This window comes from Rathayibacter sp. AY1A5 (assembly GCF_002930875.1).
In the GTDB taxonomy this organism is placed as follows: Bacteria; Actinomycetota; Actinomycetes; order Actinomycetales; family Microbacteriaceae; genus Rathayibacter.
Genome location: NZ_PSTM01000007.1, coordinates 169,471 through 179,691, shown reverse-complemented (window position 1 = coordinate 179,691; position 10,221 = coordinate 169,471). Strand labels below are relative to the sequence as shown.

The following is a 10,221-nucleotide window of genomic DNA, read 5'->3' as shown; positions in this document are numbered from 1 at the left end:
CAGCTCGCGCTGGTCCTCGGCGGCCGGCAGATGCAGGGGCTCAACCTCTCCTCCTCGGTCTCGACCGACGAGCAGTACACGGTGCCTGCCCGCGGCGAGGCGCTGCAGCTCGGCGACCAGGTGCGCCCGGAGGGCGGGCTCGGCCACGCGGAGGTAGCTGTCGACGGTCTCGTCGCCGCGGGGCGACCAGGAGATCACGAGCAGGCCGCCCTCCTCGACGACGCGGTCGATCACGTAGCTGCCCTGGCCCGCTCCGCGCAGGAGGGAGGCCGGGATCACCGTCTCGCGCTCGCCGACGGGGGCGATCACGACGCCGCGCTCGTGGAGGCGCAGCACCGCGTTGCCGCGGAAGCCGAGCCCCGGCAGCACGACGCGCTCGAGCGGCTGCTCGAAGCGGGTCGTGGCCACGTACGGGAGGTCGACGCGCTCGACCTCGGCGCCCAGCGAGGACGCGGGCACGGGCTCCGGCGCGAGGGCGGCCGAGCGGCGGCGCCGCGCGCGCCAGGAGAGCAGCATGCCGACGAAGACGAGGACGACGACCGCGGCGATGACGATCGTGATCGCGGCCCTATCCACGGGAGGCCTTCGCGGAGGCGGCGACGACCGCCGCGTCGACGAGCTCGCCGTCCAGCACGGTCGGGAAGCCCCGGTGGAGGGTGGCGACGACGCGGCCCGGCAGCTCGCGACCGAGGTACGGGGAGTTGCCGCTGCGGCCGCGCAGGTCCTCGACGGAGAAGCGGCGTCGCGCCTCCGGGTCGTAGAGCACGACGTTCGCGGCGGCCCCGACGGCGAGGCCGCGGTCGTAGCCGTCGAGCCGGCCGATGCGGGCGGGGGCGGAGGAGAGCACGCGCGCGACGTCGGACCAGCTCATCCGCCCGTCCTCGACGACGGCGGCGTGCACCACGCTCAGCGCGCTCTCGAGGCCGACCATGCCGAACGCCGCGGCGTCCCACTCGCAGTCCTTCGCCTCGACCGGGTGCGGCGCGTGGTCGGTGGCGACGATGTCGATGGTGCCGTCGGCGAGGGCCTCGCGGAGGGCGAGCACGTCCTCGTCGCGGCGCAGCGGCGGGTTCACCTTGAAGCGGGCGTCGTAGCTCGGCCCGTCCTGGCCGGCGACGGCCTGCTCGGTGAGGAGCAGGTGGTGGGGGGTGACTTCGGCGGTCACGTCGATCCCCCGGGCCTTCGCCCAGCGGATGACGTCGACCGAGCCCGCGGTCGAGACGTGGCAGACGTGCAGGCGGGAGCCCACGTGCTCGGCGAGGAGCACGTCGCGGGCGATGATCGCCTCCTCGGCCACGGCGGGCCAGCCCTGCAGGCCGAGGGCGCTGGAGACGGCGCCCTCGTTCATCTGCGCGCCCACGGTGAGCCGCGGCTCCTGCGCGTGCTGGGCGACGACTCCGTCGAACGCCTTGACGTACTCGAGAGCGCGGCGCATCAGCAGCGCGTCCGAGACGCACTTCCCGTCGTCCGAGAAGACCCGCACGGCCGCGCGGCTGCGGGCCATCGCGCCGAGCTCGGCGAGCGACTCCCCCGCCAGACCCACGGTCACCGCGCCGATCGGGCGGACCGTCGCGTAGCCGGCGTCCTCGCCCAGGCTCTGCACCTGCTCGACCACGCCCGCGGTGTCCTGCACCGGCGAGGTGTTCGCCATCGCGAAGACGGCGGTGAAGCCTCCGGCGGCCGCAGCTCGCGTGCCGGTGAGGATCGTCTCGCTCTGCTCGAACCCCGGCTCGCGCAGGTGCGTGTGCAGGTCGACCAGGCCGGGCAGCGCCAGCAGGCCGTCGGCGTCGATCACGCGGGCCCCGCGCGAGTCGAGGTCGGCGCCGATCTCGACGATCACGCCCCCATCGATCAGCAGATCGGCGGTCGACTCGTCGGCGAGCGTCGCTCCCGAGATCAGGATCCGCTCCGGCGCCGTGCTCTGAAGCGGCTGGGCAGTGCTCATCAGTGGACCTCCCGTTCGCCGGACAGCAGCAGGTAGAGCGCGGCCATCCGGACGGACACTCCGTTCGTGACCTGTTCGAGCACCGTGGAGCGGCTCGAATCGGCGGCCGCCGAGGAGATCTCGACGCCCCTGTTCATGGGTCCGGGGTGCATGACGATGGTATCGGGACCCAGCCGGGCGAGCCGCTCGTCGTCGAGGCCCCAGATCCGCGCGTACTCCCGGCCGTTGGGGAAGAACCCGCTCGACATCCGCTCGAGCTGGATGCGCAGGAGCATCACGACGTCGGGGAGCCCGGTGTCGATCGCCTCGTCCAGATCGAAGCGGATGGTCGCGGGCCAGTCGCGCGTGTCGACCGGCACGAGGGTCGGCGGTGCGACCAGGGTCACCTCGGCGCCCAGCGCCGTCAGCAGCCAGACGTTCGAGCGCGCCACCCGCGAGTGCAGGACGTCGCCCACGATCGTGACCGCGACGCCGTCGAGGCTCTTGCCGCGGGACGCGGAGGCGCCGTGCAGGCGCCGGCGGATGGTGAACGCGTCCAGGAGCGCCTGGGTCGGGTGCTCGTGGGTCCCGTCACCGGCGTTGAGGATCGACGCATCGATCCAGCCGCTCGCCGCCAGAACCGCGGGGGCTCCGGAGGCGCTGTGGCGGATGACCACGCCGTCGGCGCCCATCGCGGCGAGCGTCTGCGCGGTGTCCTTCAGGCTCTCGCCCTTGGAGACGCTGGAGCCCTTCGCGCTGAAGTTGATGACGTCGGCCGAGAGCCGCTTCGCCGCCGCCTCGAACGAGATCCGCGTGCGGGTGGAGTCCTCGAAGAAGAGGTTGACCACGGTCTTCCCGCGCAGGGTCGGCAGCTTCTTGACCTCGCGGTTCTGCACGTCCGCCATGTCCTCGGCGATGTCGAGGAGTGCGATCGCGCTCGCGCGGTCGAGGTCGCGGGTCGAGAGCAGGTGCTTCACGGAGCCGTCTCCTCGCCGGTGGCCTGCGACTCGATCGCGACCAGGTCCTCGCCGTCCGTCTCGACGAGCCGGACGTTGATCCGCTCGCTCAGGCTGCTCGGCAGGTTCTTGCCGACGAAGTCCGCCCGGATCGGGAGCTCGCGGTGTCCGCGGTCGACCAGCGCGGCCAGCCGCACGGCTCGCGGACGGCCGATGTCGCTGAGGGCGTCCAGGGCGGCGCGGATGGTGCGGCCCGAGAAGAGGACGTCGTCGACGAGGACCACGGTCCGGCCGTCGATGCTCGCGGGGACGGCGGTGCGCGCGGGGGTGCGGACCGGGTGCCGGGAGAGGTCGTCGCGGTACATCGTCACGTCGAGGGAGCCGGCGAAGACGGGGGGCCCGTCCGGCTCGATCCGCGCGATCGTCTCGGCGATGCGCCTCGCGAGGGCGACGCCGCGCGTCGGGATGCCGAGGACGACCAGCGACTCGGGGCCGCGGTTCGACTCGAGGATCTCGTGGGCGATGCGCGTGAGCGCTCGCGTGATGTCAGCGCCGTTGAGCACGATTCGTGCCGTCACACCGACCTCCTTCCCCGCCTCACAGGACGGCTGTTAAAGGAAAAGCCGTGTCGAGTATAGGGGCCGTCGCGCGGCCCGCCGGACGGGCAGCCCGGGAACGACCGCGGCCCGCCCGATCACGGGGATCCGGCAGGCCGAGCAGGTCTCCGGGGCGGGTCAGGCCGTCGTGCGGGACTCCGCGACGGAGGCGAGGAGCCCGTTGATGAAGCCCGCCGAGTCGTCGGTCGACAGCGACGTGGCGGCCTCGACGGCCTCCGAGATGGCGACGCCGTCGGGCACCGCGTCGTTGTGCAGGATCTCCCACACCCCGATCCGGAGGATCGCGCGGTCGACCAGCGGCATGCGCGAGAGTGTCCAGCCCTGGGCGAGCCGGGCGATCAGCTCGTCGATCTCGTCGGCGTGGTCGATGACCCCGTCGACGATCTCACGGGCGTAGAGCCACGAGGCCTCACGGGCCGGCTCGTTCGCCGCCCGCTCGGCCTCGGCGCGCAGCGACTGGGCGAAGCTGATCTGCCGGACGTCGGCGTTGTAGAGGATGTCGAGGGCGCGCTTGCGCGCCTTCGTGCGAGCACTCACGGGAGGCCCGGCTCAGCTGACGCGGCCGAGGTAGTCGCCCGTGCGGGTGTCGACCTTGACCTTCGTGCCCTGCTCGAGGAACAGCGGGACCTGGATCTGGTAGCCGGTCTCGACCGTCGCGGGCTTGGTGCCGCCGGTCGAGCGGTCGCCCTGGAGGCCCGGCTCCGTGTACGTGATCTCGAGGACGACCGAGGCGGGGAGGTCGATGTAGAGCGGGTCGCCGTCGTGCAGGGCGAGGGTCACGTTCTGGTTCTCGAGCATGAAGTTCGCCGCGTCGCCGACGACCGCCTCGGGGACGGTGATCTGGTCGTAGTCGCTGGTGTCCATGAACACGAAGTCCGCGCCGTCGCGGTAGAGGTACTGGAAGTCGCGGCGGTCGACGTTGGCCGTGTCGATCTTGGCGCCCGCGTTGAAGGTCTTGTCGACGACCTTGCCCGTGAGGACGTTCTTCATCTTGGTGCGGACGAAGGCGCCGCCCTTGCCCGGCTTGACGTGCTGGAAGTCGATGACGTTCCAGAGCTGGCCGTCGATGCTGAGGACGGTGCCGTTCTTGATGTCGGTGGTAGAGGCCATGCGAAGGGGGATCCGTTTCGGTGGAAGTCTGCGCCGGCGAGCCCGGTACGCGGGCGCGGCGATATCGGCCGGTCCGGCTGACCCGTCGAGTGTAGTCGACGCGGCCCCGTCGGCAGAGGAGTCTGGACGCCGCGTGCGAATCGCCCCACCGGTCCGCGGGAGCGCGAGACGGTGGAGGACCGACCCCGAGGAGGAGCACAGGGACGCCGTTCCCGCCGACACCGTCGTGCCGCCCTGGTACTCGATCGCGTTCATCGCCGTGCCGATCGTCATCGCCGTCGTGATCGTGCTCGTCGTGGTGCTGATCGTCGTGAACGTGCGCCGGGCGCGCTCGCTCGGAGTGGATCCGCTGACCCTGCGGACCGACGTCGCGGCCCGCTTCGCGCGCGAGGGTCCCGGCTCCGCCCGCCCGCTGGCGGACCGGCTCGCCGAGCTGGAGGCGCTGCGAGCGGCGGGCACGATCACCGAGGCCGAGTACGCCCAGGCGCGGAGGGCCGCCCTGGGTGGAGGCTGACGGCGCCGCCCGGGCTCAGCCGAGCCGGACCTACGATCCGATCTCCTGATACGCCGCGAACAGCAGCGACGTCTCCGGCCCCTGCAGGATGCTCGGGCGGGCGATGTCGTCGAGGACCACGAAGCGGAGCATCCCCGCGCGGGTCTTCTTGTCGCGCTGCATCGCGGCGAGGAGCGTCTCCCATCGTCCGAGCGGGTAGCTCGTCGGCAGGGTCAGCGATTCGAGGACCCGGCGCTGGCGGTCCACGACCGCGTCGCTGAGCGATCCGGTCAGGCGCGAGAGCTCCGCCGCGAACATCATCCCGACGGAGACGGCCGCGCCGTGGCGCCACTGGTAGCGCTCGGCGTGCTCGACCGCGTGCCCGAGGGTGTGCCCGTAGTTCAGGATCTCGCGCAGGCCCTTCTCGGTGAAGTCCTCGCCGACGACCCGCGCCTTGATCCCGATCGACAGCTCGACCAGGCTGCGGAACTCCTCCGACGTCGGGTCGGTGGCCAGGTCGATGTCGGACTCGATGATGTCGAGGATGCGCGGCTCGGCGATCATCCCGTACTTCACGATCTCGCCGAAGCCGGCCAGGATCTCGTTGCGCGGGAGGCTGGTCAGCACGTCGAGGTCGGCGACGACCGCCCGCGGCGCGTGGAAGGCGCCGACGAGGTTCTTGCCCTCGGCCGTGTTGATGCCGGTCTTCCCCCCGACGGCCGCGTCGACCATCCCGAGCACGGTGGTCGGCACCTGCACCAGGTCGACCCCGCGGAGCCAGGTGGCGGCGACGAAGCCGGCCAGGTCGGTGATCGCGCCGCCGCCGAAGCCGACGACCGCGTCCGTGCGGGTGAAGTCCGACTGCCCCATCACCTGCCAGCAGAAGGCCGCCACCTCCACGCGCTTCGCGGCCTCGGCGTCCGGGACCTCGGCGAGCAGCACCTCGTAGCGCTCGAGCAGGCTCTCGCGGATCTCGGCGGCGAGGACCGCGAGGGTCGGCGGGTGCACGATGAGCACCTTCGCGGCCCGGGGGCCGATCGCGTCGGCGAGGCCGTCGAGGAGTCCGCGCCCGACGTGGATGTCGTAGCCGTTCTCTCCGGCGACGGGGATGGCGGTGGTGCCGTCGTTCATGACTGTCTTCCGCTCGGGCGGCTCGCGGCCGCCGGGTCCGATGGTGCAGGGGTGGCGGAGGGGCGCTGCGCGCGCACCCACTCCGCGATCTCGGCGGCGATCAGGGTGATCGGCCGCCGGGAGGTGTCGACCACGGTGTCCGCGAGGGACTCGTAGACCGGGCGCCGCTCGTCGAAGATGCGGACCCAGTCGCCGACCCCGCCGCGCACCAGCGGGCGGGAGCCGGAGCCGAGCCGGTCGCGGACGGCCTCGGCCGTGGTGGTGAGGAGCACGACGGGGACGTCCGCGAGGTCGGCGCGCGTCGCGGGATCGAGCACCGCTCCCCCGCCGAGGCTCAGCACCACGTCGCGGCGGACGGCGCGCTCGACGACGCGGCGCTCCTCCCGGCGGAAGGCCGGCTCGCCGTGGGCGTCGAAGTAGGGGGCGATCGGGCCGTGGGTGCGCACGAACTCCGCGTCGGAGTCGACGAACCCGGCGCTCAGCGCCTTCGCGACCCGCTTGCCGATCGTCGTCTTGCCGGCCCCCATCGGGCCGATCAGGACGAGGCGGGCGCGGGCCGCGCCGGTATCGTGACCCGCCATCAGCGGGCCGCCGAGGACGCGGCCATCAGGCGAGCCCGAGACCCGGGTCGCTCGCGGCGGCCGTGCGGAGCTCGTCGGGGATGGCGGCGAGGTAGCCCTGCAGGTTGCGGCGGGTCTCGGTGACGCTGTCGCCGCCGAACTTCTCGAGCACGGCGTTCGCGAGCACCAGGGCGACCATCGCCTCCGCGACGACACCGGACGCCGGCACCGCGCAGACGTCGGAGCGCTGGTGGTGAGCGCCGGCTGCCTCGCCGGTGGCGACGTCGACGGTGCGCAGCGCGTGCGGCACGGTCGCGATCGGCTTCATGCCGGCGCGGACCCGCAGCACGGTCCCCGTGCTCATCCCGCCCTCGGTGCCGCCGGCCCGGTCGCTGGACCGGGAGATTCCGGCGGCGGACTGGAAGAGCTCGTCGTGCGCCTCCGAGCCGCGGCGGGTGGTGGTGAGGAAGCCGTCGCCGACCTCGACGCCCTTGATCGCCTGGATCCCCATCAGGGCCGCCGCGAGCTGGGAGTCGAGACGACGGTCCCAGTGCACGTAGGACCCGAGTCCGGGCGGGAGACCGTACGCGAGGACCTCGACCACGCCGCCGAGGGTGTCGCCGTCGTCGTGGGCGCGGTCCACCTCGGCGACCATGAGGGCGCTGGTCGCGGCATCGTGGCAGCGCAGCGGATCCGCGTCCAGGGCGGCGACGTCGGCCGGGCCGGGCAGCGGCGAGCCCTCGGGCACGCGGACCGGCCCGATGGCGAGGGTGTGGCTGACGAGCGAGACGCCGAGCTCGCCGAGGAAGCGGCGGGCGACGGCGCCGAGGGCGACGCGGGCCGCGGTCTCGCGGGCGGAGGCGCGCTCGAGCACGTTGCGGGACTCGGGGAAGCCGTACTTCTGCATCCCGACGAGGTCGGCGTGGCCCGGGCGGGGCCGTGTGAGCGCGGCGCCGCGGCCCTTGGGCAGGCTCTCGGGGTCACGGGGCTCCGCCGACATGACGTCGACCCAGCGCGGCCACTCCGTGTTGCCGATGCGCAGGGCGATGGGGCTGCCCATCGTCGCTCCGTGCCGGACGCCGGAGGAGATCGTCAGCTCGTCCTGCTCGAAGTTCATCCGGGCTCCGCGGCCGTAGCCGAGCTTCCGGCGCGCCAGATCGGCGCGGATGTCGTCGAGGGAGACGGGGACGCCCGCCGGCAGTCCTTCGAGGACGGCGACGAGTTCGGGACCGTGGGATTCCCCGGCCGTGAGCCAACGGAGCATCCTCCGATTCTGGCACACGAGGTCAGTGCGCCGGACCCGCCGAGACGGCTCGGCGCATCGCCGCGAGCACCTCGTCCTCGCGATCGAGAGGCAGGACCGGGTCGCCGCCGACGAAGATCCGCACCTGCACGAGTGCCTGGTGGAGCAGCATCCCGAGCCCGGAGACGACCGGGGAGCCGCCCTGCTCCCAGCGCCGGGCGAGCGCGCTCGGCCACGGGGAGTACGCCACGTCGAACAGGGTCGAGCCCGCGACCGCCGCGTCGGGCACGTCGAGGCCGTCCGCCGCCCCGCCGGGGAGCGTCGAGATCACCAGTGGCGCTCCGGTGGACCAGTCGGCGAAGGAGCGGACCGAGAGCGGGACGCCGAGCGACTCCGCGAGCGGAGCGAGCTCGACGGCCCTCGACGCCGTCCGCAGGACGAGGTCGACCCGCGCCGCGCCGAGCTCGGCGGCGGCGGCCAGGGCGGAGGCGGCGGTCGCTCCCCCGCCGAGCACCTGGACGCGCTCCGCCGAGACGATGCCCGCCTCGGCGAGGGCGCGCACGATGCCCGCGACGTCGGTGTTGAACCCGCGGAGGCGGGGTGCCGGGCCGGAGCGGTCGACCAGCACGGTGTTGACCGCGCCGGTGACCCGGGCGACCGCGTCCTCCTCCGCCAGCAGCGGTCGCACCGCGTGCTTGAGCGGCATGGTCAGCGACAGTCCGTGCCAGGGCTCACCGGACACGACCTCGGAGAGGGTCGCCTCCGTCGTCTCGACGGCGCGGTAGCTCCAGTCGAGTCCGAGCACCCGGTAGGCGGCCGCGTGCAGCGCGGGCGACTTCGAGTGCGCGATCGGCGCGCCGAGGACCGCGAGGCGGTACCCGGCGGCCGTCACTGGTACTCCGGGTGGTCCCGCATCCAGGCCTGCCACTGGTCGACGGCCGCGTTGTGCTCGGCGTCGGTGGTGGAGTAGACCGTCTCGCCCGTCTCGAGGTTCACCGTGACGAAGTACATCCAGGTGCCGTCCGCGGGGTGCATGACCGCGTCGATCGCCACGTCGCCCGGGTTCGAGATCGGCGCGGGCGGCAGGCCGTCGCGCTGGTAGGTGTTGTAGACGTTGCCGGCGTCGTTCCGCTCGGCGTCCGTGGTCGAGACGCGGTCGGTCGCGCCGGTGCCGTACGCCACGGTCGCGTCCGACTGCAGGCGCCACCCCTGGTCGAGGCGATTCTGGAACACGCGCGCGACCTTGGGGAAGTCCTCGGCGACGCGGGCCTCGCGCTGCACGAGGGACGCGAACACCACGACGCGGTAGCGGTCGTCCGCCGGCACGCCGGCCTGGTCGAGCGACTGGTACATCCGGTCGACCAGCGTCTTCAGGATGTCGTGCGCCGGCGTCGACGGGTCGATGTCGTAGGTCGCGGGGAACAGGAACCCCTCGAGGCTCGTCGCCCCGGCCGGGAGCCCGAACGAGCCCCAGTCGGCGGCGGCCGCCTCGAGGTCCGTCAGCGCGACCCCGGTGCCGTCCGCGATGAGCGGCAGCGCCTCCTTGAGCGCCGTCCCCTCGGGGATGACGAAGGTGTTCGCGAGGCGCGTCGACTCGGAGTCGAGCAGCGCCGACAGTGCGGCCTTGGCGCTCATCTCGGCCTTGAGCGAGTACGCGCCGGGCTGGAAGACGGGCTCCGGGCTCTGGGCGAGGAGCAGGTCGTAGAAGGGGTCGTACGACTTGATGACCCCGTCCGAGACGAGGTTGTTGGCGATGTCGCTGCCGCCGTCGCCCTGGTGGATCGTGAACAGCACCTCGCTCGAGCCGGTGCCGGTGAAGTCGGTCGGTTCGGGCTCGGCGAATAGGCCGCGCACGGGCTCGAGGAAGATCGTCACCGCGATGGCGACGAGCGCGGCGAAGACGCCGAAGGCCAGAAGCCCGCCGATGAGCCCGCGGCGGCTGCGGCGCTTCTTCGCGCCACCCGTCGCGCGAGCCGCGCGGCGACGCTTCGGGCGCGCGTCCGGGTCGAACGCGGCCGCGTCGTCGCGGCCGCGGGGCTCGGGCACGTCGGGCCCGGTGAAGAGGCGGCCCAGAGGATCGTGCGCCTCAGTCGGCGCGGGCTGCTGCTCCGGAGTCGGGTCGGGCGGAGTCGGCTGCGCCTGCTCGGCGGCGCGGGCGTCGCGGCGGCTCGGGGGGACGTCGGTCAC

The 10,221-nt window shown here is 73.2% G+C and carries 12 protein-coding genes; 1 reads left to right on the top strand and 11 read right to left on the bottom strand.

Annotated features, from left to right (window positions below; all coding sequences use genetic code 11):
• The 6 genes from C5B98_RS07205 to efp form a co-directional block, all read right to left on the bottom strand.
• Window positions 1-576 (bottom strand): hypothetical protein (locus C5B98_RS07205; RefSeq protein WP_104327535.1); only part of this gene is annotated, 576 nt, incomplete at its 3' end.
• Window positions 569-1,945: a dihydroorotase gene (locus tag C5B98_RS07200; protein WP_104224748.1), complete on the bottom strand. Its 1,377-nt coding sequence runs from the start codon at window positions 1,943-1,945 to the stop codon at window positions 569-571. The genes C5B98_RS07205 and C5B98_RS07200, both read right to left, overlap by 8 nt.
• Window positions 1,945-2,901 carry an aspartate carbamoyltransferase catalytic subunit gene (locus C5B98_RS07195; protein ID WP_104224749.1) on the bottom strand — a complete coding sequence of 319 codons (957 nt, stop codon included), beginning with the start codon at window positions 2,899-2,901 and terminating at the stop codon, window positions 1,945-1,947. Before C5B98_RS07195 ends, C5B98_RS07200 begins: the two co-directional genes overlap by 1 nt.
• Complete coding sequence (gene pyrR, locus C5B98_RS07190; protein WP_104224750.1) at window positions 2,898-3,458, bottom strand: bifunctional pyr operon transcriptional regulator/uracil phosphoribosyltransferase PyrR; 561 nt, start codon at window positions 3,456-3,458, stop codon at window positions 2,898-2,900. Before pyrR ends, C5B98_RS07195 begins: the two co-directional genes overlap by 4 nt.
• 156 nt (window positions 3,459-3,614) lie before the next feature.
• Window positions 3,615-4,034 (bottom strand): transcription antitermination factor NusB, encoded by a 420-nt coding sequence (gene nusB / locus C5B98_RS07185; RefSeq protein ID WP_104224751.1) that lies wholly within the window; start codon window positions 4,032-4,034, stop codon window positions 3,615-3,617.
• 12 nt (window positions 4,035-4,046) lie between these two features.
• Entirely contained in the window at window positions 4,047-4,607 is a 561-nt protein-coding gene (gene efp, locus C5B98_RS07180; protein ID WP_068210208.1) for an elongation factor P, read from the bottom strand.
• Window positions 4,608-4,740: 133 nt separating this feature from the next.
• Here efp and C5B98_RS07175 point away from each other — a divergent pair, with 133 nt between their 5' ends.
• Entirely contained in the window at window positions 4,741-5,121 is a 381-nt protein-coding gene (locus C5B98_RS07175; protein WP_146084415.1) for an SHOCT domain-containing protein, read from the top strand.
• 30 nt (window positions 5,122-5,151) lie between these two features.
• Here C5B98_RS07175 and aroB read toward each other — a convergent pair whose 3' ends face one another.
• Genes aroB through mltG form a run of 5 tightly spaced genes read right to left on the bottom strand, consistent with a single transcriptional unit; the run spans window position 5,152 to window position 10,221 of the window.
• Window positions 5,152-6,231, bottom strand: a complete 1,080-nt coding sequence (aroB, locus tag C5B98_RS07170; RefSeq protein ID WP_104225324.1) for a 3-dehydroquinate synthase — start codon at window positions 6,229-6,231, stop codon at window positions 5,152-5,154.
• A complete protein-coding gene (locus C5B98_RS07165; protein ID WP_104327533.1) occupies window positions 6,228-6,812 on the bottom strand; it encodes a shikimate kinase in 585 nt (194 codons plus the stop codon). Before C5B98_RS07165 ends, aroB begins: the two co-directional genes overlap by 4 nt.
• 25 nt (window positions 6,813-6,837) lie before the next feature.
• A complete protein-coding gene (gene aroC, locus C5B98_RS07160; RefSeq protein WP_104246778.1) occupies window positions 6,838-8,055 on the bottom strand; it encodes a chorismate synthase in 1,218 nt (405 codons plus the stop codon).
• 22 nt (window positions 8,056-8,077) lie between these two features.
• Complete coding sequence (locus C5B98_RS07155) at window positions 8,078-8,926, bottom strand: shikimate dehydrogenase (RefSeq protein ID WP_258063458.1); 849 nt, start codon at window positions 8,924-8,926, stop codon at window positions 8,078-8,080.
• The gene (gene mltG / locus C5B98_RS07150) at window positions 8,923-10,221 is read right to left on the bottom strand and encodes an endolytic transglycosylase MltG (RefSeq protein WP_181065474.1); all 1,299 of its coding nucleotides are present in this window, start codon (window positions 10,219-10,221) and stop codon (window positions 8,923-8,925) included. The genes C5B98_RS07155 and mltG overlap by 4 nt, the downstream gene beginning before the upstream one ends.

Bases quoted from the DNA above. Each gene is read 5' to 3' on its own strand.
- C5B98_RS07165 (WP_104327533.1), bottom strand. From the start codon at position 6,812: ATGGCGGGTCACGATACCGGCGCGGCCCGCGCCCGCCTCGTCCTGATC.
- aroB (WP_104225324.1), bottom strand. From the start codon at position 6,231: ATGAACGACGGCACCACCGCCATCCCCGTCGCCGGAGAGAACGGCTAC.
- efp (WP_068210208.1), bottom strand. From the start codon at position 4,607: ATGGCCTCTACCACCGACATCAAGAACGGCACCGTCCTCAGCATCGAC.
- C5B98_RS07200 (WP_104224748.1), bottom strand. From the start codon at position 1,945: ATGAGCACTGCCCAGCCGCTTCAGAGCACGGCGCCGGAGCGGATCCTG.
- aroC (WP_104246778.1), bottom strand. From the start codon at position 8,055: ATGCTCCGTTGGCTCACGGCCGGGGAATCCCACGGTCCCGAACTCGTC.